Source organism: Acidovorax sp. Root217, from assembly GCF_001428645.1.
GTDB lineage: Bacteria > Pseudomonadota > Gammaproteobacteria > Burkholderiales > Burkholderiaceae_C > Acidovorax.
Genome location: NZ_LMIH01000007.1, coordinates 74,393 through 96,962 on the forward strand (window position 1 = coordinate 74,393; position 22,570 = coordinate 96,962).

A 22,570-nucleotide genomic window follows, 5' to 3' on the forward strand; every position below is an offset into this window, starting at 1 on the left:
GGTCTTGCCGCCGGCCTGGGCCAATTCAGCATGGCTGGCTTCGAACACCTCGTACAGCAGCACTGCGGCCCCATCGGCTGGCGCCAAACGGGCCGCGAGCATGCGAAGGGCGTGCGTGGCCTGCTGCGCCAGCAACGCCTCGGACTCGGCCGAGGGCGACGACGCCCGCTCCGTGCCGCCATCGCGGCCGGCCACTTCGGCCAGCCACTGCTGCATCCACTGCCGGCGCCGCAGCCGGTCGATGGCCAGGTTGCGCACCACCGTGTGCAGCCAGGCCTGCGCGGCACCAAGCCCGCGCATGGTGGCGGCATCGGCCTCCAGCACGCGCACATAGGCATCCTGCACGGCATCCTCGGCCTCTGCCGGGCCCAGCAGGCGCGCGGCGGCACGCACCAGGCTGCGGCGGTAGGATGGGTCTGTCAGGGGCAGGTGGTGGCGGTCATCAAGCATCCACAAATCTTGCCATAGCACCGCGCACTCTGCTGGCGCGGCCACACGGGCCATGTCACGAAACCGCAGGCTCGTTCGTCAAGGCAGTTCATCTCAACCGAAAGACCCATTCCATGTACTACGCCGCAGACGACACCCCTCCCCCACCCTCCAGCGCCACCGAGCCGCGCACCTCCTACCTGGAGGAAAAGGCCTTCAAGGCGCGCACCCTGCTGATCTTCGGCACCGTGACCGACGTGACCGCGGCCGACGTCACGCGCCGCCTCATCGCCCTGGATGCCGAGGGCCCCGAGCCCATCGACATCATCGTCAGCTCGCCAGGCGGCCACCTCGAATCGGGCGACGCCATCCACGACATCGTGCGCTTCATCGCCGCGCCGGTGAACATGATCGGCACCGGCTGGGTCGGCAGCGCCGCCACCCACCTGTACCTGGCAGCGCCACGCGAACGGCGCTACTGCCTGCCTAACACGCGCTTTCTGATCCACCAGCCCAGCGGCGGCGCCGGCGGCCAGGCCACCGACATCGCCGTGCAGGCGCGCGAAATCGTCAAGGCCCGCGAGCGCATTGCCCGCACCATCGCCCGCGAGACCGGCAAGCCCATCGAAGTGGTGCTGGCCGACATCGAGCGCGACCACTGGCTCTCGGCCGAGGAGGCGGTGGAGTACGGGCTGGTGTCGCGGGTCATCGAGCGCAAGACCGAGCTGCGCAGGGCCTGAAGCCAGCGCTGGCCTCAATGGGCGCACGCGGCGAGCGACCGGGGAGCGCCCTGCGGCCCGACTGCACGCAGTGACGCAAGCCCCTGCGGCGTATTCGGCCCCAACTGCCTTGCTGCGCCTGAAGCCTGCTTACATCGCCCAATCTGCACAACCTGTATGCTCCGCAGATTCATCCACCCACCCATCCGGCCCCCGCATGTCAACAGCGCTTATCGTGATCTTTGTGATCGTTGCCGCCCTGGCAGCCTGCGGCGCGCTCAGCTGGAAGCTGTACGAAATCAACGAAGGCACGGCCTTCAACAGAGTCCGCTACGAGCAGCATGTGGGGCAGTTGCGGGTGGCCCTTCAGGCGTCGGAGGCCAAGCTTGCGCTGATCCGCGAAGCGTTCGAATCCCCCACGGGCGTCGCCGCCCGGGTCGGCGCCCAGCAAGAGCTGGCGACGGCCATCCGCACCTACGCGCCCCACCTGCCCACCAGGTACCGGCACACCCTGAGCTCCCTGCAGGCGAACGAGAAGTTCTTTCTCAGCCTGCACAAGGCGGTGCCCGATTTATTTTCTGACGCGATCAAGACGCGGCTCGACAAGCACAAGCCCATCCGCGACGACTTTTTCGAGATCGACAAAACTGATCTGATCGCAGAGGCAGGGGTGCTGCTGCTGCGGGCCAAGGATATCCTCAGCGCCGCAGACGCGCCCCCCAGCCTGGACCTGGGCGCCAAACACATCGTCGCCGCGATATCGCAAGGCCTGCAGATCGGCACCAAGCGCAGCCCCAAGCTGGCAGAAATCGTGGACGCCTGGAACGTGCAGATGGAGCCCGACGCGGCGTAGCGACCATCGGCGTCGCAGATGCGGTGATCGATGCCAAGGCTGCAGTGCGGTTGCGCGCCTTTTTTGCATACGGCAGGAGCCAGATAGCTGCGGCCCGCTTCTATTGGGCATGTAGAAAGCAAAAGTCCAACGTGTGCAAGCCGATGACGGAGCCCACCGACGCCGCCGGGTCCACATGAAACTCCGGCTTGCTGCCCCACCCTGCAAACACCTCCACCACACATGCCCCCTGCACCAGGCCAGACAGCCGGTTGTGCGTGGATGAAAACTGCAGGAATTTCGACACCCGGATGCCCTCCACCAGATCCGCGAGGGTGCAATGCTCGTCCACCGAGTAAACGGCTTGCAGCGGCCCCGCCTGGTCGTCGGCAGAGCAGCAGGCCTGCCGGGTGACCTGGATATCCATGGTTGTGGATTTCTCGGTGCCGGGGGCCCTATGCATGGGGAACTTCATTGCAGAAAAGCGCAATCTTGTTCCCCACCGGGTCCCGGACATACGCGACAAAGAAGTTCTTGCTGTACGCGGCGCGGAACCCGGGCGGGCCTTCGTCGGTTCCGCCGGCTGCGATCGCCGCTGCGTGCACCCGCCGCACGCTGTCGTGCGACCCGGTGCGAAACGCCGCCATCGACCCATTGCCCACGGTTGCCGGTTTTCCGTCGAAGGGCGGCTTGACATAAACGACGCAGGGGCCGCCGGCATGGCTGGCCTGCTCGGGCAGCGAGAACGTCAGGCCCTCGCTATCGACCTGCTTGCGGTAACCCAGCGGCCCCAGCAACGCAGAGTAGAAGCGGTCGGATGCATGCATATCGTTCGCACCCAGGGTGATATAGCTCAGCATGGCGGCGGGGCCCCCCAAAGATCGGACACCCAGCATAAACGAAGGCTAGAGCCACCTGGGGCACCACCCCACCAACGCGCGCAGCAGCCCAGAGCACGGCAACGGCTGTTGCCACCTCCCCCATTTGGGTGCCTGCCAAGACCGACCCCCGCTTCTACAATCGTTAACAAAGAAGAGAGGAAGTAGGGAGAGGGCCCGCAAGGGCCCAGTGGCTTGCCGGTTTGTCCCCGGGTTTGCCTGGCGTGTTTCACCCACCAGTGGGATGCGGCAAGGCAGGCCCGGGGCGCATTTCCACCCCGGTCAAGGCCGCTGAGAAGCGCTGCCGGCCAATGCCCATGGGGTTGCGTGGCAAGGGCGCTCGTGATGGGCTGCCACGCGTCACGTTGGCGCCACTCGCCACGGCGTTCGCCGCCCCGCGCGCCATTCACGACTGCGGGGTCGACCAGCCACCCCCCAGCGCCTTGTACAAGGTGACGCCATTGCTCAACCGTGCCAGGCGCGTGCCGATCAGAGCCTGGCGCGCGCTGTACCAGGTGCGCTGCGCGTCCAGCACGTCCAGGTAGCTGTCCACCCCCCGGTCAAAGCGGGCCTGCGACATCTGCAGCACCTCGCCACTGCCTTGCACCAACGCAGTTTGCGCCTGCAGTTGATCGCCGACGGCGCTGCGTTGCGCCAGCGCGTCCGCCACCTCGCGAAACGCGGTCTGGATGGCCTTCTCGTACTGCGCCACCGCGATGTCGCGCGCAGCCACGGCGCTGTCCAGATTGGCCTGGTTGGCCCCGCCGTCAAAAATGGGCAGGCTGATCTGCGGGATGAAGCTCCAGCTGCCCGAGCCCGCCTTGAACAGGCCCGACAGGTCTGCACTGCCGCTGCCGGCCGTGGCCGTCAGGCTGATGCGTGGATAGAACGCCGCCCGCGCAGCGCCGATGTTGGCGGTGGCGGCCTTGAGCTGGTGCTCCGATTGAAGCAGGTCGGGCCGGCGCAGCAACAGGTCCGACGGCACGCCCGCTGGCAACTCGGGCAAGGCATTCAGTGTGTCGCCCAGGGCGTCGGGCTCCAGCGCCTGGGGCACCTGCGCGCCCAGCAGCAGCGCCAGGGCGTTGCGGTCTTGCGCCACCTGGCCGGTATAGCGGGCCAGGTCCACGCGGGCGCTCTCCACACTGGTCTGCAGCTGGCGCAGCGTCAGGGCAGACGCCGCGCCCAGTTCAAAGCGCGTCTGCGTCAGCCGGTACGACTCGCCCTGGCTGCGCAAGGTCTCGCAGGCCAGGGCCAGCCGCTCCAGGTCGGCTGCCCAGGTCAGGTAGGCGGTGGTCACCTCGCCCACCAGGCTGATCTGGGTGGCGTGGCGCGCCTGCTCAGTGGCCAGAAACTGCTGCAGCGCCTGATCACTCAGGTTGCGCACGCGGCCAAACAGGTCCAGTTCATAGGCGCTCACCCCCAGATTGGCGCTGTACTGGTGGCTGGTGACCGCCGCGCCCGTGCCCGACAGGCCGGGCGGCGTGCGCGCCGCAGTGCCGCTGCCCGCAGCGTTGATGCTGGGCAGCATCTGCGCGTCCTGCACACGGTACTGCGCGCGGGCCTGCTCGATGTTGAGGATGGCCACGCGCAGATCGCGGTTGTTGGCCAGTGCCAGCTCGATCAGGCGGCGCAGTTTGGCATCTGCAAAAAAATCGCCCCAGACCAGGCTGGCCATGGCCGGTACATCAGCCGGGCCATCGGCCGACGCGGCGGGGTACACCGCCGGCACCACGGCAGCGGGCCGCTCGTAATGCGGTGCCAGGTTGGCGCAACCGCTCAGCAGCAGCGCTGCAGCCACAAGGGTCAGGGTCAGGGAACGAGGCATGTCAGTGGCCCTCCGAAAGAACAGGTGCACCAGCGTGCGAAGCATCCGAGGGGGCCTGGTTTTTGCGCCCGACAAGCCGTTGCACGACCACGAAGAAAAGCGGCACGAAGAAGATGGCCAGCACCGTGCCAGACACCATGCCCCCCACCACGGCAGTACCCAGCGCGTTCTGCGCACCGGCGCCCGCGCCCTTGCTCAGCATGAGGGGCAGCACCCCCAGGATGAACGCCAGCGAGGTCATCAGGATGGGTCGCAACCGCATGCGCGCGGCGGTGATGGCCGACTCGACCAGCGGCATGCCCTTGGCATACAACTCCTTGGCGAACTCGACGATCAGGATCGCGTTCTTGGACGCCAGTCCCACCGTGGTCAGCAGGCCGACCTGAAAGTACACGTCGTTCATCTTCCAGGTCAGCACTGCGGCGACCAGGGTGCCCAGCACCCCGAGCGGCACCACCAGCAGCACCGAAAACGGAATCGACCAGCTCTCGTACAGTGCCGCAAGGCACAGGAACACGACCAGGATGGACACCGCATACAGCAGCGAAGCCTTGCCACCGGCCTCCCGCTCCTGGCGCGACACGCCGGTCCACTCAAAGCCGATGCCAGCGGGCAAATCGGCCGCATGGCGCTCCACCAGGTCCAGAGCCTGACCGCTGGACATGGCGCCGGGCATCGCCATGCCCATGATTTCCACCGATGGCACGCCGTTGTAACGCTCCAGCCGGGGCGAGCCACTGATCCAGCCCGAGGTCGAGAACGCGCTGAACGGAACCATCGTGCCGCTGCTGTTGCGCACGTACCATTTGTCGATGTCCGAAGGCGACATGCGATGGGCTGCATCGGCCTGCAGAAAGACCTTTTTCACACGGCCCTTGTCGATGAAGTCATTGACGTAGCTGCTGCCCCAGGCGGCGGAGAAGGTGTTGTTGATGTCGCCCATCGACAGCCCCAGCGCGCCCGCCTTGTGCTCATCGATCTCCAGGCGGAACTCGGGTGCGTCCTCCATGCCGTTGGGCCGCACGGCCACCAGGCCGGGCTCTTTCATCAAGGCCCCCAAGAGCTGGTTGCGCGCCTGCATGAGTGCCGCGTGGCCCAGGTTGCCCCGGTCCTGCAGCATCAGATCGAAACCGCTGGCATTGCCCAGCTCGGACACAGCAGGGGGCGCAAATGCAAAGACCGAGGCATTGCGGATCTGCGACAGTGCGCCCATGGCCTTGTTGGCCACGGCCTGTGCCTTCAGGCCAGGCGCCGTGCGCTCATCCCAGGCCTTGAGCTTGATGAACGCGAAGCCCGTGTTCTGCCCGCTGCCCGCAAAGCTGAAGCCAGCCACCGTGAAGATGGCGTCGACGGCGTCCTTTTGTTCTTCCAGAAAATGGTGCTGCACCTGTTCGAGCACCTTCTGCGTGTTCTTCTGGGTGGCGCCAGGTGGCAATTGCACGATGGCGAACAAAGTGCCCTGGTCTTCGTCGGGCAAGAATCCGGCGGGGATCTTGGTGAACACAAAGCCCACGGCCACCACCACGATGGCGTAGCCCACCATCCAGCGCCCGCCGCGTTTGAGCATGCGCTGCACCACGCCCTGGTAGCCCCGGTTGCTGCGGTCGAACGCGCGGTTGAAGGCGCCAAAGAACCCCTTGTCCGTCAGCGCATGGCCCTTGGGAACCGGCTTGAGCAGGGTGGCGCACAGGGCCGGCGTGAGCACCATGGCGACCAGCACCGACAGCGTCATTGCCGAGACGATGGTGACGGTGAACTGGCGGTAGATGACGCCCGTGGAACCACCGAAAAACGCCATCGGCACGAACACGGCAGCCAGCACCAGCGCCACGCCCACCAGGGCGCCCGTGATCTGCCCCATGGATTTGCGGGTCGCCTCCAGCGGCGAGAGCCCCTCTTCGCCCATCACCCGCTCGACGTTCTCGACCACCACGATGGCATCGTCCACCAGCAAGCCGATGGCCAGCACCATCGCCAGCATGGTCAGGGTGTTGAGCGAATAGCCAAACGCAGCCAGCACGCCAAAGGTGCCCAGCAGCACCACCGGCACGGCGATGGTGGGGATGAGCGTGGCGCGCCAGTTCTGCAGGAACAGGTACATCACCACGAAGACCAGCACCACGGCCTCCGCCAGCGTCTTGATCACTTCCTGGATGGAGATGCGCACGAACGGGGTGGTGTCATACGGCTTGATGACCTTGACACCGGGGGGGAAGAACCTGGACAGCTCTTCCAGCTTGGCATCCACCGCCTTGACGGTGTTCAGTGCGTTGGCGCCCGTGGCCAGCTTGATGGCCAGGCCGGCGGCGGGCTTGCCGTTGAAGTGGGCCACCGTGGCGTAGTTCTCACTGCCCAGCTCGATCCGTGCCACGTCGCTCAGCCGCACGGCTGCGCCGTTGGCCTGCGTGCGCAGCAAGATGGCGGCAAACTCATCGGCCGTCTTCAGGCGCGTTTGGGCGGTGATGGTGGCATTGAGTTCCTGATTGGCGGCCGATGGCAGGCCTCCCAGTTGGCCGGCAGATACCTGCGCGTTCTGGGCCTGTATGGCGGCCTTCACATCCAGCGGTGTCAGGTTGAAGCTGTTGAGTTTGCTGGGGTCCAGCCAGATGCGCATGGCGTACTGCGAGCCAAACAGCGTGGTGTCACCCACGCCCTCCACGCGGCTGATGGGGTCCTGCACGTTGGCGGCCACATAGTCCGACAGGTCGGAGCCATTGAGCTTGCCATCCTCCGAGACGAAGGCCAGCACGTTCAGGAAATTGTTCGCCGACTTGGTGACCTGCACGCCCTGCTGCTGCACCTCTTGCGGCAGCAGCGGCGTGGCCAGGGCCAGCTTGTTCTGCACCTGCACCTGGGCGGTGTCCGGGTTGGTGCCATTCTCGAAGGTCAGGGTGATGGTCACGTTGCCCGACGACTCGCTGTTCGACGCGATGTAGGACAGCCGGTCCAGCCCCTTCATCTTCTGCTCGATGACCTGGGTGACGGTGTCTTCCAGCGTCTTGGACGATGCACCAGGGTAGGACGCCGATATGGCGATGGCAGGGGGCGCGATGGTGGGGTACTGGGCGATGGGCAGCGTGAGCACTGCCATCACGCCCGCCAGCATCGTGATGATGGCGAGCACCCATGCAAAGATGGGGCGGTCTATGAAAAAACGGGCCATGGTGGTCTCTGTTGGCGGTGCTCAATGGGCCGCGGCGGTGGCAGCGGTAGCGCCGGGGGCGGCAGCAGCGGTGCTGGTGGTCGCCACCTTCTGGGTGGCAGCCGACTTGTGCGATGGGGCAGGCGCGTAGGGCTGCGGCTGCACCGACTGGCCGGCGCGCACCTTTTGCTGGCCCTCGACCACGACCACGTCGCCTGCCTTGAGCCCGTCGCGCACCAGCCACTGCTCGCCCACCGCGCGGTCGGTGACCAAGGCACGCTGCTCCAGCTTGCCATCGCTGCCCAGCACGAAGGCATAGGGCTGGCCCGTGGCATCGCGGCCCACAGCCGGTTGCGGCACCAGCAAGGCCTGCTCCAGCACGCCCTCTTCCAGCACGGCGCGCGCATACATGCCGGGCAGCAGCTCGGCACGCGGGTTGGGGAACTCGGCGCGCAAGGTCACCGCCCCGGTGGCCTGGTCCACCGTCACGTCGGAAAACTGCAGCGTTCCGGCCTGCGCATAGACACTGCCGTCCTCCAGCACCAGCCGTACCTTGGCCGTCCCGCTCTTGAGAGTGCCCGCATCCATGGACCGCCTGAGCGCCAGCAGTGCGGTCGTGGACTGGGTCACATCCACATAGATCGGGTTCAGCTGCTGCACCGTGGCCAGGGCGTTGGACTGGTTCGCCGTCACCAGCGCACCCGGCGTCACCGCCGAGCGCCCGATGCGCCCACTGATGGGCGACGTGATGCGGGTGTAGTCCAGGTTGATGCGCTGCGTTTGCAACGCCGACTTGGCGGAGCTGACCTCCGCCTCGGCCTGCAGCAGCGCAGCAGCAGCATCGTCCGCATCCTGCTGGCTCACCGCCTTGATGGCAGCCAACTCCTTGAACCGCCCCGCCTTGAGCCGCACCGTGACCAGATTGGCTTCGGACTTGGACAGCGTGGCCTGGGCGCTGTCCACATTGGCGCGGTACACCGCAGGATCGATCTGGTACAGCACATCGCCCGCCTTCACGTCGCTGCCCTCCTTGAAGCGGCGCTGCAGCACCAGCCCCGTGATCTGGGGCCGCACCTCGGCAATCAGGGCGGGGGCGACACGGCCCGGCAACTCGGTCGTCAGCGGCAGGCGCTGGGGCTGCACGGTGACCACGCTGACCTGGGGGACGCCCTGGCCCCCCGCGGCAGGGGGCTGGGGTGCTTCGCCACAGGCCGCCAGCGCCAGGGCTGAAACGGCAGCCATCCAGGCCACGGGTCGTTGAATAGCGGTATGCATGCGCATGGAAAGAGCTCCTGGGCCCAGGCATCTCGCAATGCCAGGCAGACACAAAAAGGTCAAAAATGAAGGTTTTAACTGTACCGAACGGTACGGTATTGTTAATTATCGAATTGACACAGTCCGCCTGTCAAGCAAAAATGGACCCATCAGTACACTTAAGGAGACAACATGAAGGTCCGGACGGAAGCGCGCCGCGAGGCGATCCTGGAGGTCGCCTCGGAGGTTTTTCTGGAACTTGGCTTCGAGCGCGCCTCCATCGCCGAGATCGTTCGCCGCATCGGGGGCTCCAAATCCACCATCTACGGCTACTACCCGTCCAAGGAGGCCCTTTTTCAGGCGGTTACCCTGGCAGCGGGCGAGAGGCACATCCGCACCGCCTTCGATGAACTGGCGGCCCACGACATCCGCAGCGGCATCCATGGGGTGCTGGGCAGCTTCTGCAACAAGCTGGTGCAGTTTCTGTGCAGCCCGCAAATGCTGGCCACCCACCGCATGGTGCTGGCCGAGGCGGGGCACTCGAACATGGGCGAGCTGTTCTACGAGGCAGGGCCCAAACGGGGCGCCTGGGAACTGGCGGAGTTCTTTCGCGCTGCCATGGACAACGGCCACCTGCGCACGGAGGACCCACATGTGGCGGCGCTGCAGCTGTTCGCGCTGCTCAACGCAGAAACCCAGCTGCGCTGGTACTACCGCAACCCGCCACCCCTGACGGAGCAGGAGATGCAAGGTGTGGCCGAGCGTGCGCTGGCCACTTTTGCCAGGGCGTATGCGCCGCCATCGGCAACAAAGCACTGCAACGATGATGCTGAGAGATAGCAAAATTCAGCGGCGACCAGGGTCACACTGCACACCCGGCCCCTCAGCACGGTGACCCTGCAAACAGACGAAAATATTCTCCGTTTATTGACAAGGATTCCCGATGACAGGTGTGGTGCTGGGTAAACCCAACTTCGAGGCGATGACTACCGCCGAATTCAAGAGCTTGCTGAACGCGCTGATCAGCGCAGGCTACGTGTCCCTCGACACCCTGCGCCCCGAGATCGATGCCTTCTTCCAAAGCGACCTGACCAACACCCCCCGCACCCCCGAAGAAGATGCCCAGGTGGACCCCGACATCGTCGGCGACCATTTCTACGACCTGTTCCAGACCATCACCTTCGGCTCGGCAGACGAGGTCGTTGCGCACTACAGCTCCTACCAGAACCGGTCATTGCCCTTCACGGACAAGCTCTACGACTGGTCCACCATCGAAGGAGACTACGGCTACCAACTCGCCCTGCCCGCCGGCCACCCGGTGCGTACGTTGATGGAGCTGGTCATCGACGCGGCCCGCGAGGGCAATGCGCTGCTCAAATGGGACAACGCGCCCATGCCCGAAGTGTCGTTCATGTGCCTGTGCCAGTTCGGCATCTTCATCAACTTGCGGCCCTGCCCGCCGCGCATGGTGGAGCTCATTCCCAGGCAACCCCGCTACGCGCAGGTGCGCGACCTGCTGGCGGGGGTGTTCGGCGTGGCGCCGCAGATCTATGCGCAGGATGAGCAGTGAGCTGCCGGCAGTGAACCGCGCATTGCGGTGATGGGGCCGCGCGAAGCCGATGGGCCTGTTGCCAATCCCTTGCCCTACCGGACATCCTTGACCTTGTTGGAGCACACCCGCTGGTGGACGCGGCCAAAAATCCCCTGCAGCATGGCCTCCCCCGGCGTTGCCCCCGGGCCCGCCTGGGGGTCGAACATCGAGTCCAGTGTGTCCTCGACCAGGAAGCGCCTGAACCCCGTGTACCTGCCCGTTCGGTCCTTGCCGTTGATCTCGCCACACAGCGTGATTTTGGAATCACCATGCTCCGACAGGAACAAACCGCGAAACCGCACGCTCTTGGGATCAGGCAGGGCTTCGGCAGCCGCCTGCTTGGCCTCGCTCACGACGAGGTAGTCGTTGTATGTCCGCGCAGCAGCCGTGGCCGACGCCATTGCCGCCGCGACGAGGATGGTGCACTGTAGTGGGGTCGTTGGCATGGGATGAATTTTGCATTCGATGCGGGACCTGCCCCATGAAGTACCAGAGGCGCCCGGTCACGGCACCCGCGCCCCGTCCCGTATCTGCGCCACCACCCCGTTCTGCAGCCGCACCACCGACATGAAGTTGCCCGGGCCGCGGTGGTAGGTCCACTCGTCCACGTAGTCGCACTGTTCGGTCACATACTGGCGCGGCGCCTCGCGCGGGTGCAGGGGCACGGTCCACACGACACGCGGGACGCGGATGCATACGGTGTCGGTGGCAAACGGCTGGCCGCACTTCATGACCAGGCTGGCGCGCGAATCGCCCACCCCCACCAGCAGGCCGCCACAGCCCAGGCCTTGGGCACGGGCTTCTTTCATCGGAGACAGGGTGCAGGCGATGGCGATGGCCGCCAGGGGCAGCAAGGCGCCGGGCAGCGCCAGTGACCGGCGGATGCGGTGGACCATGGCATGGCCGAGAGAGTGAGCGTGGGTCAGCGGCATGGTCGTTTGGATGCGAAACAGATGCGGAAGTTTGACGCTGAAAGACACCCCCATGACAAAGGCCCGCACGAGGCGGGCCCTTCTGGCACTTGCAGCCTGCCTGCTCAACGGGTGAGCGTGCAGACGCGTTGACCAAACCGCTCTACTCGGCTTCTATCTTCGAGGTCTTGACCACCGTCGCCCAGTTCGCCAGCTCCACCTTGGCCTTGTCACCCAATTGCTGCGGCGTCTGGTAGTCGGCCGTGGCGCCCTGCTCCTGGGCCTTTTGCTTGAAGGCGGGGCTCTGCACCACGGTGCGGATGTCGGCTGCGAGCTTGTCGATCACGGGCTTGGGCACGGCGGCGGGGGCGAACACGGCGAACCAGGAGGTGGCATCCACCTTGGGGTAGCCGGCCTCGGCCGTGGTGGGCGCATCGGGCAGGCTGGGCAGGCGCTCCTTGCCGGTGACGGCCAGCACGCGCAGCTTGCCGGCGGCGATGTGGGGCATGAAGGGCGGCGCGGTGCCAAAGGTCAGGTCCACTTGGCCGCCCAGCAGGTCCTGCAGCGCGGGGCCGGTGCCCTTGTAGGGCACGTGCACCATCTTCACGCCGCCCTGCTGCTCCAGCATGGCGCCGGTCACGTGCTGCAGCGAGCCGTTGCCCGACGAGGCGTAGTTGAGCTTGCCGGGGTTGGCCTTGGCGTAGGCAATCAGCTCGGCCAGGGTCTTCACCGGCAGGTCGTTGCGCACCACGATGATCTGCGGGGCCGAGATCACGTTGGCCACGGGCTGGAAGTCGCTCTGCTCCCACTGCTTTTGCTTGGTGAGGTGGGGCGAGATGACGTGGTAGCCCGAGTACTGCATGAGCAACGTGTAGCCATCGGGCTCGGCGCGCTTGACGGCGCTGGCCGCAATGGAGCCGTTGCCGCCGCCCTTGTTGTCGGCGATCACCGACTGGCCCAGCACCGGGCCCAGCGCCTGCGCCAGCATGCGGGCCGACAGGTCGGTGGTGCCGCCTGCGGCCGTGGGCACGACCAGGGTGACGGGCTTGGCGGGGTAGGCGCCGCCCTGGGCAAAGGCGCTGCTGCCGCCCAGGCCCATGGCCAGTGCGGCCACGGCAAGAAGGGCGAATTGTTTGCGGGTGGTTGTCATGAGGTATTTGTCTCCGTTGTCTCAGTTGTTTCAGCTGCCAATGAATCTCGAATGGAATGGGGCGCGCGGGCGTCAATCGACTTTCGCGCCCGTGTCCTGAACCACCTTGTGCCATCGCGCCAGGTCGTCCTTGACCAGCGTGCCAAGCTGCGCCGATGTGCCCTTGAACGGCTCGCAGCCCACGTTGGCCAGTTTGTCGATCACGTCCTTGTTGTCCAGGGCCTTGGCCACCTCGGCCTGCAGCAGGGCGACCACGGCGGGCGGCGTGCCGGCGGGGGCGAACATGCCGTACCACGGGGTCTGGCCAAAGCCCTTGAGCGTCTCGCCCATGGTGGGTGCGTCGGGCAACGCGGCCACGCGCTTTTCGTTGACGACGCCCAGCACCTTGAGCTTGCCGGCCTTGATGAAGGCGATGGACGACGGCAGGCTCTGCACCGACAGCGGCACCTGCCCACCCACCACGTCGGTGGCAGCGGCGGCCGAGCCCTTGTAGGGGATGTGCTGCAGCTCGATGCCGGCGGCCTTTTGCAGCATCTCGCCGATCAGGTGGTTCAGCGTGCCGTTGCCGGCAGAGGCTATTGAATACTTGCCAGGGCTGGCCTTGGCCACGGCAATCAGCTCGGCCATGTTCTTGGCCGGAAACGACGGGTGCGCCACCAGCACATAACCCGCGGTGGCCAGGGGCGCTACGGGCTCGAAGTCCTTGACCGGGTCGAACCCCGCGCTCTTGTACAGCCAGGGGTTGATGACCTGGGCGCTGTCGGCCGTCACCAGCAGGGTGTAGCCGTCGGCCTTGGTCTTGGCGGTGTAGGCCGTGCCCACATTGCCGCCCGCGCCAGGGCGGTTGTCCACCACCACGGGCTGGCCCAGCTGCTCGCTGAGCTTTTGCGCCAGCACGCGCGCAATCGCATCGTTGGCACCACCCGCGGCCTGGGGCACGACCACGGTGATGGCCTTGCCGGGGAACTTGCCCGCATCCTGCGCGGCGGCGCCAAAGGCCGTGGCGCACAACAGGGCGGCACACACCAGCCTGCGCGGCAGGCGGAAATAGGATCTCGAATCGCTCATGGTCTTGTCTCCTGTCGTTTCTTTGAATGAACCAGAACAGCGCTGAAGAGTGGTGGGGCTATGCGACGCGCCCGCCTCCCGACAGCTCTTTCTCGCGCGCCAGCGCCCTTTCCTTGATGGCCTCGAAATCCCCCGGCACCGGGTGCAGCGCCAGGCGCGGCCCGGCCTTGGCGATCTGGCTGGGGATGTCGTGGCCGATCAGCGCGGGCAGGCGCTGCGCGGCGGCCAGCAGCAGGGGCAGGTCCACCCCGGTGGCGTAACCCATGCAGTCCAGCGCATGCACGATCTCCTCGCTGCACACATTGCCGCTGGCGCCGGGCGCATAGGGGCAGCCGCCCAGGCCGCCCAGCGAGGCGTCGAAGCGGTCGGCCCCGGCGCTGATGCCAGCCAGCACATTGGCCAGGCCCATGCCGCGCGTGTTATGAAAATGCAGGGTGAACTCCACGCCCGGCCAGCGCGCCCGCGCCGCCGCAGTGAGGGCCGCCACCTGCGTGGGGTAGGCCATGCCCGTGGTGTCGCACAGCGTGACGCCACCCACGCCCAGGTCCACGAAGCGCTGCACCCAGCCGAACACGGCCTCGGGCGCCACCTCGCCCTCCATGGGGCAGCCGAAAACGCACGACAGCGATACGTTGACCGCCACGCGCGCGGCCTGCGCCGTGGCCACCACCTGGGCCAGCGCGGCGAACGAATGCTCCTGCGTCATGCGCAGGTTGGCGATGTTGTGCGTGGCGCTGGCCGACATGACCAGGTTGAGCTCGTCGGCACGCGACTCGATGGCCCGCTCGGCCCCGCGCACATTGGGCACCAGGGCGGTGTACACGGTGCCGGGGCGGCGCGTGATCTCGCGCATCACCACCTCGGCATCGCGCAGCGCGGGGATGGCCGTGGGCGAGGTGAACGAGGTCACCTCGATCTTGGCCAGCCCGGCATCCGACAGCGCATTGGCCAGCGCGATCTTGTCCTCGGTGGGCACGAAGGCGCTTTCCATCTGCAGGCCATCACGCAGCCCCACCTCCTGCATGTGGATGTGCTTGCCGGCACCACCCCATGCGCCAGATTGTTGGGTTGCGGCACTCATTGGATCACCCCCTTGCTGCGCAGCAGCGCAATCTGTTCGGCCGTCAGGCCCGCCTCGGCCAGCACGGCGTCGGTGTCATCGCCCAGGTGCGGCGCGCTCGTGCGTATGCTGCCCGGCGTGGCCGAGAGCTTGGGCACGATGCCCGGCACCTGCACGCTGTAGCCGTCGCGCGTCTGCTGCGTGAGCAGCATGTCGCGGGCGCGGTAGTGCGGGTCTTCGGCGATGTCGCGCGCGGTGTAGACCTTGCCGGCGGGCACGCGGGCGGTGCCCAGGGCATCGAGCACCTGCTGCACGCTGAGCGCTGCGCTCCAGGCGCCGATGGCGGCGTCGATCTCGTCCACCCGCGCCACGCGCCCGGCGTTGTCGGCCAGGTCGGGGGCGGCGCCCAGGTCGGGCCGGCCGATGGCCTGCATCAGCCGCTTGAAGATGCTATCGCCATTGCCCGCCACCAGCACCCAGCCGTCGGTGCACGGGTAAGCGTTGGATGGCGCGATGCCCGGCAGCGCGCTGCCCGCCGCCTCGCGCACCGCGCCGAAGGCGCTGTACTCGGGGATCAGGCTTTCCATCACGTTGAACACCGCCTCGTGCAGCGCCACGTCGATCACCTGGCCCTGCCCGCCGTTGACCTTGCGGTGGTACAGCGCGGTGAGCACGCCGATGGCGCCGTGCAGCGCCGCCAGCGTGTCGCCAATTGACACCCCCACACGCACCGGCACCCGGCCCGGCTCGCCCGTCAGGTGGCGCAGCCCGCCCATGGCCTCGCCGATGGCGCCAAAGCCCGGCAGGTCGCGGTAGGGGCCAGTCTGCCCGTAGCCCGAAATGCGCAGCATCACCAGGCCGGGGTTGATGCGGTGCAGCTCCTCGGGCGACATACCCCAGCCCTCCAGCGTGCCGGGGCGAAAGTTCTCGATCAGCACGTCGGCCTCGGCGATCAGTTGGCGGGCGATGTCCTGGCCCTCCTTCTGGCGCAGGTCGAGCGCAACGGAGCGCTTGTTGCGCGACTGCACCTGCCACCAGACGGAGGTGCCCTCCTTGATCAGGCGCCAGTTGCGCAGCGGGTCGCCGGATTCCGGGGCTTCGATCTTGATGACCTCGGCGCCAAAGTCGCCCAGCGTCTTGCCGCAGAAGGGGCCGGCGATCAGCTGGCCCATCTCGATCACGCGCACGCCCTGCAGGGCGGCGGCGGTAGGTGTTGCACCCATCGTGTTCCTGTCTCCAATGTCGCAGCCTGCGGGATCAGGCTTGCCTGTGTTGCCCCCGCATGATGCGCAAAGAACCCCCGCGGGCAAAACGCTCTTATGACAGCCCACCATCGCGTTTCGGCATGGCAGTTAACATTGGTTGCATGAAGCTCGACCCCGTCTCCCTGCGCCTGTTCGTTGCCGTGATGGAAGAAAGCACCATCGCCGCCGCCGCCGCGCGCGAGCACCTGGCCGCATCGGCCGTGAGCCGGCGCCTGGCCGACCTGGAAGACGCCCTGCACGTGGCGCTGTTCACCCGCAGCAACAAGGGCACCGAGCCCACGGCCGCGGCCTATGCCCTCTTGAACCTGGCGCGCGGCGTGCTCAACGACCTGGACGGCATCGCCACGCAGATGCGCGACTACGGCGCCGGCCTGCGCGGCCACGTGCGCGTGGTGGCCAACATCTCGGCCATCAGCCAGTTTTTGCCGGCGCAGCTGCAAAGCTTCATGGCCCTGCACCCGCAGGTGGACGTGCGCCTGCAGGAGCAGATCAGCACCGCCATCGCCCAGTCGGTGGCCGAGAACGCGGCCGACATCGGCATCCTCAACCACGGCCACTATGGCGACCGCGTGGTGCAACTGCCCTACCGCACCGACGAGCTGGCACTGGTGGTGCCACGCGACCACCCGCTGGCGCGGCGCAAGTCCGTGCGCCTGGCCGACGCCCTGCCCTACGACTTCGTGGGCGCACACCCCGGCAGCGCCATCAACAACCAGCTCACCAAGGCCGCTGCCGAGACCGGGCTGCCGCTGCGCCTGCGCATGCAGGTCACCAGCTACGACGCGCTGTGCCTGCTGATCGCGGCCGGCCTGGGCGTGGGCGTCATGCCGCGCGGCAGTGCCGCGCTGTACAAGGGCAGCCAGCCCATCCGCGTGGTCACCTTGAACGAACCCTGGTCGCAGCGCCAGCTGGTGCTGTGCGTGCGCTCGGAAGAATCGCTCTCAAGCGTGGCACGCCTGCTGGTGGACCACCTGCGTGCGCCTGCCGAAGGGCCTGCCGCATGACGGCCCCTGCCCTGCCCCCGCTGCAGTGGGATGTGTTCTGCCAGGTCATCGACAACTACGGCGACATCGGCGTGTGCTGGCGCCTGGCCAGCCAGCTGGCCGCGCGCGGCCAGCGCGTGCGCCTGTGGGTGGACGATGCCTCGGCCCTGGCCTGGATGGCGCCGGCCGGGCATCCGGGGGTTGAGCTGCGCCGCTGGGGCGGCGAGATGCCCGCCGCGCACGAGGCCGCGCCCGATGTGCTGGTGGAGGCCTTCGGCTGCGAGATCCCCGAGACCTTCCTCGCCTGGGCAGTGGGGCGTGCGCAAGGCCAGCGCCAACCCGTGTGGATCAATCTCGAATACCTCTCGGCCGAGGGCTTTGTGGAGCGCAACCACCGCCTGCCCTCGCTCATCATGTCGGGCCCGGCTGCTGGCTGGACGCGCTGGTTCTTCTACCCCGGCTTCACCCCCGCCACGGGCGGCCTGCTGCGAGAGAGCGGCCTGCTGGACCAGCGCCCGCCCGGCTTTGCCGCCGCCTGGCGCGCTGGCCAGCCTGCGGCAGCCACCCATCCCCAGCGATGGATGTCGCTGTTCTGCTATGAGCCCGCCGCCCTGCCCGCGCTGCTGGCCCAGGCCATCCGGCCCGGCACCACACACACCCGCCTGCTGGTCACGCCAGGGCGCGCCACGCTGGCGGTACAGGCCGCGCTCGCCACCTTGCCGGCAGAGCATGGCCCGCTGCAACTGCAGTTTCTGGCCCCCACCGACCAGCAAGGCTTCGACGACCTGCTCTGGGCCAGCGACTTCAACGCCGTGCGCGGCGAGGACTCGCTGGTGCGGGCCCTGTGGGCCGGCAAGGCCCTGGTCTGGCACATCTACCCGCAAGACGATAACGCCCACCACGCCAAGCTGGCCGCGTTTCTCGACTGGCTGCAGGCCCCGGCCTCGCTGCGCGACTTTCACGCGGCGTGGAACGGCATCCCCGGCCACGGCCCGCTGACCATTCCAGATGATGAAACCCTGGCCGAGTGGAGCGCCTGCGTGCAGGCGGCGCGCGCACGGCTGGCGCAACAAACCGACCTGGTGGGCCAGTTGGTAGGATTTATCGCGGAAAAAAGGTAAAATCCGAGGCTTTGCGCAAATCGAGGCGCGGTACAAAAGTGCCCGCACCCCGCGCAATCCCGCCGCGGAACATGCGCCGGCCAGTTGCACAGCCCCCAGGGGCGTGCGGCCAGCGCGTTGAGCGGCCCCCAACCCAAGCAACCAAACTGCTATGAAAATCGCTCAAGAAATCCGCGCCGGCAACGTCATCATGCACGGCAAGGACCCCATGGTCGTCCTGAAGACCGAATACGCCCGTGGCGGCCGCGGTGCAGCCACCGTGCGCATGAAGCTCAAGAGCCTGATCGGCAACTTCGGCACCGAAAACGTGTTCAAGGCCGACGACAAGATCGACAACGTGATCCTGGACAAGAAGGACTGCACGTACTCCTACTTCGCCGACCCCATGTACGTCTGCATGGACACCGACTACAACCAGTACGAAGTCGAAGCCGAGAACATGGGCGACGCACTGAACTACCTGGAAGACGGCATGACGCTGGAAGTGGTGTTCTACGACGGCAAGGCCATCTCGGTCGAGTTGCCCACCAGCGTCGAGCGCGAAATCACCTGGACGGAACCCGCCGTCAAGGGCGACACCTCCGGCAAGGTTCTGAAGCCCGCCAAGATCGCCACCGGCTTCGAAGTGCCCGTGCCCCTGTTCGTCTCGCAAGGCGACAAGATCGAAATCGACACCCGCACCGGCGAGTACCGCAAGCGCGTTTAAGGTTCTGCAGGCCCACCTGCAAGACCTCCGAAAAAGGCTTCCTCCGGGAAGCCTTTTTTGTTGGTGCCCCCTGCACGGCGCGGGCCCGGCAGCCCGATCCGCCTCCGGCCCAGCGATTTCTTGCGAGCGTCACAGGCCTCGCGCACAATCATTGCCATGGACCCCACCGCCGACCTCGCCACCGACCTCACCGCACTCCTCCCCCGGTGGCGCATCGATGGGGTCGACATGCTGCCGCCTGGCGATCCTGCGCAGGTTCAGGCGCTGTTTGCCCAACTGGGCCAGCCTGCCACGCCCGAAGTGCTCACCCTGTACGCCACCCTGGGCGGCATGGTCACCATGGACGGCGAGTTCTGGCGCCTGTGGTCGCTGGACGAAGTCAGCCGTGCCAACCAGGGCCCGCCCTCCGAATGGGGCGTACAGTTCGCAGACTTTTTGACCCACAGCCAGGTGTTTCGCCTGCGCACGGCGGCAGATGGCCGCTCCGAAGTTTTTGCCGGCCCGTTGAGCGCAGACAGCCCCCCCGTGCGGGTAGCGGGCTCGCTCAACGAATTTTTTGCGCTGTACCGCAGCGACCCGGACCGGGTGCTGCAGCCGCGTTGAGCTGCGTCAGGCGCGATGGGGCTGTCGCATCGGGGTATATACCAGCACGGGCATCCAACGAAGAGTATTCGTTTGTAAATGACTTGCTTTCTGGTAAAACCGGTTTCACAGTGTGCGACCGCAGCAGGGGTGCCCCACCTGATGATGGGCAGGGCCCCTCAACATGCACGCACCCGTCGCCCGCTGTGACCCGCCCATGTTCCAAGATGCCGTGCACCACGCGGCAGTGCCGTTGCAGGTCTTGTCAGGCCTGTGCCCCACGGGCCCCCGTCAATCCAGAACACATGGCGACCGCCCCGCTCCGGCGGGCAGCAGGTCTGCCACATCCATGAGGAAACGCCCATGACCAGCCCGAACGCCACCGACAACTACCAGCCACCGGGCACACGCGACTCTGTTGAGCTGGTCTTCGTGTTCGATGACCTGCACGACTGGCAGATGCTGGCGGCCGCCGCACCCGAAGGTGCCGAAGTGGTGGTGCTCGATGGCTGGCAGGACGGTCTGTCGCAGATGGCGGTGTACCTGCAGGGGCGCAGCGGCGTGGATGCGCTGCATGTGCTATCGCATGGCAGTCAGGGAACCCTGCACTGGGGAACCACCGTGCTGGATGCAGGCAACGCGCCTGTCCATGCCGACCTGCTGCGCTCCATGGGTGCCGCCCTCGCAGACGATGGTGACGTACTGCTCTATGGCTGCCACTCAGGGGCAGGCGCTGCGGGCGCTGCACTACTGCGCACCCTGTCAGACCTTTTCGGTGCCAGCGTTGCCGCATCGACCAACCTCACCGGTGCGGCAGCCTTGGGCGGCGACTGGGTGCTGGGGCGCCAGCACGGCGCCATCCATACCCCCGCCATCGAGGGGCCGGCATCCTACAACGGCTTGCTGGCAGCGCCGGTCAGCGAGAACTTCAACGGGGTCGCCGTCAATGGCGGTACCGGCCAAAGCCAGGGCACGACCGGGGTGGCACGCCCGATCAATGGCTGGACATTCACCCTATTGAACAGCGCCGGAACCCAGGATGCCGGGGGGTATGTCGACGTGACGCAACTGAGCACCGACACGTCCATGGCCGACGGGGGCAGCGACCACGCGGCAGTCCTGAACGGCACCTATGTCGCTGCTTCCAGCGGTACCCAGGCCGCGGGGGTGCTCAAGGCGACCACGGGCGAGGAGTTTTCCTTTGTCTCCATCACCGTGGAAAACGGCGGGGGTGCCAACACCTATCGGCTCGTAGGCTACCTGAACGGCAGTGCCGTCTCGGGCGCCACGCAGAACTTCACGGCACCGGCATTCGGCAGCAACACCACCGTTTCGGTATCGGGCTCCCAGTGGCAGTACGTGGACGAAGTGCGAATCGTGCAGCAGAACGGCGCTGCCGATATCTCGATCTACATCGACGACATCGTGGTGGCGGCTGCAGTGCCACCCGCAACCATCACCAGCGCCACCTACGATGCCTCCACCGGCGTCCTGTCGGTCACCGCCGCCGGCATGACCACCGGCGACACCATCGACGTCACCAAGCTCAGCCTCACCGGCCAGGGCGGCAGCTACACCCTGACCACCGCCAACACCACGGCCACCAGCGCCACGGCGTTTTCCGTGACGTTGAACTCCGCAGACAAGCTGGCCATCAATGGCGTGCTGAACAACAACGGCACCTCGGCCGCCGGCGGCACCACTTTCAATCTGGCTGGCGCTGCCAACTGGGATACCACGGCGTCCGCCGCCGCCGACCTCACCGGCAACGGCATCACCGTCTCCAATGTCACCGCCCCCACCATCACTTCGGCAAGCTACGACGCTGCCACCGGAATACTGACCGTCACCGGCACCGGTCTGGTCAAGGTCGTTGGCGCGACCAATGACATCACCGTGAACAAGCTGCGGATCGTCGGCGAGGGCGGCACGGGCCGCACCCTGGTGATATCGAGCAATGTCGAAGTGACGGATGCCACCAGCTTTGCGGTGCAGCTGTCCGGCAACGACCGGATCATTGTTGACAGCCTGCTCAACAAGACTGGCGCGACTTCCTCCAGTGGCTCGACCTACAACGTCGTCGCCTTCGATGACTGGAACAGCACGATCACGAACGGCGACATCGCCGACGCCACCAACCCGCTGACTGTCTCGAATGTGCCTGCACCAACGATTGTGTCGGCCACGTACGACGCGTCGACCGGGACTCTCGATTTCGTTGGAACCGGCCTTCTGCAGCGTACGGGCGCCAACAACGACATCGTCGCCAACAAGTTCACCCTCACCGGCGAAGGCGGTGCCACCTACACCCTGACCGACACGGCCAATGTCGATATCAATTCAACATCGAACACGGCGTTCACACTGACCCTGAGCGCCACCGACCGAGCCGCCGTCAACCAGATCGCCAACAAGAACGGCACCAGCTCCACCGGCGCCACCACCTACAACCTGGCCGCCGCAGAAGACTGGGCTGCCGGGGCCGATGCCGCCGTGGTGGTCGCCGACCTCACGGGCAATGGTGTCACCGTCGCCAACGTGCCCGCGCCCACCATCACATCGGCTACCTACGACTCGGTCACCGGCACCCTGGTGGTCACAGGCACCGGCTTTCTCAAGCTCAATGGCGCCACCAACGACATCGACGTCAGCAAGCTGGCACTCGTCGGGCAGGGGGGCGCATCCCACGCACTGACCACGGCCAGCGTGGAGATCACGTCGGGCACCAGCTTCACCGTCGTCCTGTCTGGCGCGGACCAGTCGGCATTGCGCACCGTGATCAACGCCAACGGTACCCAGTCTTCTGGCGGCACTACCTACAACCTGGCTGCGGCAGAAGACTGGGCCGCTGGCGCCGATGCCGCTGTGGTCATTGCAGACACCACGGGCAACGGCATCACCGTCTCCAACGTGGTCTCGCCCACCCTCACCTCGGCCACTTACGATGCGGCCACCGGCACCCTGTCAGTGACCGCCACGGGCATGGTGACGGGTGATGCCATCGATGTATCCAAGCTGTCCCTCACCGGCCAGGCTGGCAGCTACAACCTGACC

The 22,570-nt window shown here is 66.6% G+C and carries 21 protein-coding genes; 9 read left to right on the forward strand and 12 right to left on the reverse strand.

The window, feature by feature from the left end; translation table 11 throughout:
• On the reverse strand, positions 1 to 450 hold a 450-nt coding region (locus tag ASE31_RS32460), incomplete at its 3' end, for an RNA polymerase sigma factor (RefSeq protein ID WP_235514332.1).
• A 113-nt stretch (positions 451 to 563) separates the two neighbouring features.
• Between ASE31_RS32460 and ASE31_RS07410 the strand changes: the two genes are divergently transcribed.
• Positions 564 to 1,169, forward strand: a complete 606-nt coding sequence (locus tag ASE31_RS07410) for an ATP-dependent Clp protease proteolytic subunit (RefSeq protein WP_057200915.1) — start codon at positions 564 to 566, stop codon at positions 1,167 to 1,169.
• 109 nt (positions 1,170 to 1,278) lie between these two features.
• Positions 1,279 to 2,001: a hypothetical protein gene (locus tag ASE31_RS07415; RefSeq protein WP_162261381.1), complete on the forward strand. Its 723-nt coding sequence runs from the start codon at positions 1,279 to 1,281 to the stop codon at positions 1,999 to 2,001.
• A gap of 100 nt (positions 2,002 to 2,101) precedes the next feature.
• On the opposite strand, the gene ASE31_RS07420 is transcribed toward ASE31_RS07415, so the two are convergent.
• The 5 genes from ASE31_RS07420 to ASE31_RS07440 form a co-directional block, all read right to left on the reverse strand.
• Positions 2,102 to 2,407, reverse strand: coding sequence for a hypothetical protein (locus tag ASE31_RS07420; RefSeq protein ID WP_157412390.1), 306 nt, complete (start codon positions 2,405 to 2,407; stop codon positions 2,102 to 2,104).
• Between the two features lie 28 nt (positions 2,408 to 2,435).
• On the reverse strand, positions 2,436 to 2,840 hold the full coding sequence (locus tag ASE31_RS07425) for a VOC family protein (protein WP_057200918.1): 405 nt from the start codon (positions 2,838 to 2,840) through the stop codon (positions 2,436 to 2,438).
• A 424-nt stretch (positions 2,841 to 3,264) separates the two neighbouring features.
• Entirely contained in the window at positions 3,265 to 4,683 is a 1,419-nt protein-coding gene (gene adeC / locus ASE31_RS07430; protein ID WP_057200939.1) for an AdeC/AdeK/OprM family multidrug efflux complex outer membrane factor, read from the reverse strand.
• A gap of 1 nt (position 4,684) precedes the next feature.
• Positions 4,685 to 7,846 carry an efflux RND transporter permease subunit gene (locus ASE31_RS07435; RefSeq protein WP_057200919.1) on the reverse strand — a complete coding sequence of 1,054 codons (3,162 nt, stop codon included), beginning with the start codon at positions 7,844 to 7,846 and terminating at the stop codon, positions 4,685 to 4,687.
• A 21-nt stretch (positions 7,847 to 7,867) separates the two neighbouring features.
• Positions 7,868 to 9,100: an efflux RND transporter periplasmic adaptor subunit gene (locus tag ASE31_RS07440; protein WP_235514333.1), complete on the reverse strand. Its 1,233-nt coding sequence runs from the start codon at positions 9,098 to 9,100 to the stop codon at positions 7,868 to 7,870.
• 171 nt (positions 9,101 to 9,271) lie between these two features.
• Between ASE31_RS07440 and ASE31_RS07445 the strand changes: the two genes are divergently transcribed.
• Positions 9,272 to 9,919 carry a TetR/AcrR family transcriptional regulator gene (locus ASE31_RS07445; RefSeq protein ID WP_057200921.1) on the forward strand — a complete coding sequence of 216 codons (648 nt, stop codon included), beginning with the start codon at positions 9,272 to 9,274 and terminating at the stop codon, positions 9,917 to 9,919.
• Between the two features lie 103 nt (positions 9,920 to 10,022).
• A complete protein-coding gene (locus ASE31_RS07450; protein WP_057200922.1) occupies positions 10,023 to 10,649 on the forward strand; it encodes a hypothetical protein in 627 nt (208 codons plus the stop codon).
• Positions 10,650 to 10,723: 74 nt separating this feature from the next.
• On the opposite strand, the gene ASE31_RS07455 is transcribed toward ASE31_RS07450, so the two are convergent.
• The 6 genes from ASE31_RS07455 to ASE31_RS07480 all read right to left on the reverse strand — a co-directional run bounded on the left by ASE31_RS07455 (position 10,724) and on the right by ASE31_RS07480 (position 16,082).
• Positions 10,724 to 11,116, reverse strand: a complete 393-nt coding sequence (locus ASE31_RS07455) for a hypothetical protein (RefSeq protein ID WP_057200923.1) — start codon at positions 11,114 to 11,116, stop codon at positions 10,724 to 10,726.
• 57 nt (positions 11,117 to 11,173) lie between these two features.
• Positions 11,174 to 11,602 (reverse strand): DUF2845 domain-containing protein, encoded by a 429-nt coding sequence (locus ASE31_RS07460; RefSeq protein ID WP_162261382.1) that lies wholly within the window; start codon positions 11,600 to 11,602, stop codon positions 11,174 to 11,176.
• A 142-nt stretch (positions 11,603 to 11,744) separates the two neighbouring features.
• The gene (locus tag ASE31_RS07465) at positions 11,745 to 12,731 is read right to left on the reverse strand and encodes a tripartite tricarboxylate transporter substrate binding protein (RefSeq protein WP_057200925.1); all 987 of its coding nucleotides are present in this window, start codon (positions 12,729 to 12,731) and stop codon (positions 11,745 to 11,747) included.
• Between the two features lie 72 nt (positions 12,732 to 12,803).
• On the reverse strand, positions 12,804 to 13,799 hold the full coding sequence (locus ASE31_RS07470; RefSeq protein WP_057200926.1) for a tripartite tricarboxylate transporter substrate binding protein: 996 nt from the start codon (positions 13,797 to 13,799) through the stop codon (positions 12,804 to 12,806).
• A 58-nt stretch (positions 13,800 to 13,857) separates the two neighbouring features.
• Entirely contained in the window at positions 13,858 to 14,880 is a 1,023-nt protein-coding gene (locus ASE31_RS07475; RefSeq protein ID WP_057200927.1) for a hydroxymethylglutaryl-CoA lyase, read from the reverse strand.
• Positions 14,877 to 16,082, reverse strand: coding sequence for a CaiB/BaiF CoA-transferase family protein (locus ASE31_RS07480; RefSeq protein ID WP_057200928.1), 1,206 nt, complete (start codon positions 16,080 to 16,082; stop codon positions 14,877 to 14,879). The genes ASE31_RS07475 and ASE31_RS07480 overlap by 4 nt, the downstream gene beginning before the upstream one ends.
• Positions 16,083 to 16,225: 143 nt before the next feature.
• Between ASE31_RS07480 and ASE31_RS07485 the strand changes: the two genes are divergently transcribed.
• From ASE31_RS07485 to ASE31_RS07505, 5 genes are all read left to right on the forward strand, one after another.
• Positions 16,226 to 17,128, forward strand: coding sequence for a LysR family transcriptional regulator (locus tag ASE31_RS07485; protein WP_057200929.1), 903 nt, complete (start codon positions 16,226 to 16,228; stop codon positions 17,126 to 17,128).
• Positions 17,125 to 18,228, forward strand: coding sequence for an elongation factor P maturation arginine rhamnosyltransferase EarP (gene earP / locus ASE31_RS07490; protein ID WP_057200930.1), 1,104 nt, complete (start codon positions 17,125 to 17,127; stop codon positions 18,226 to 18,228). Before ASE31_RS07485 ends, earP begins: the two co-directional genes overlap by 4 nt.
• Before the next feature lie 151 nt (positions 18,229 to 18,379).
• Complete coding sequence (gene efp / locus ASE31_RS07495; RefSeq protein WP_057200931.1) at positions 18,380 to 18,934, forward strand: elongation factor P; 555 nt, start codon at positions 18,380 to 18,382, stop codon at positions 18,932 to 18,934.
• Between the two features lie 156 nt (positions 18,935 to 19,090).
• The gene (locus ASE31_RS07500) at positions 19,091 to 19,537 is read left to right on the forward strand and encodes a hypothetical protein (RefSeq protein WP_057200932.1); all 447 of its coding nucleotides are present in this window, start codon (positions 19,091 to 19,093) and stop codon (positions 19,535 to 19,537) included.
• A 342-nt stretch (positions 19,538 to 19,879) separates the two neighbouring features.
• A partial coding sequence (locus ASE31_RS07505; protein ID WP_157412391.1) for a DUF4347 domain-containing protein occupies positions 19,880 to 22,570 on the forward strand: 2,691 nt, incomplete at its 3' end.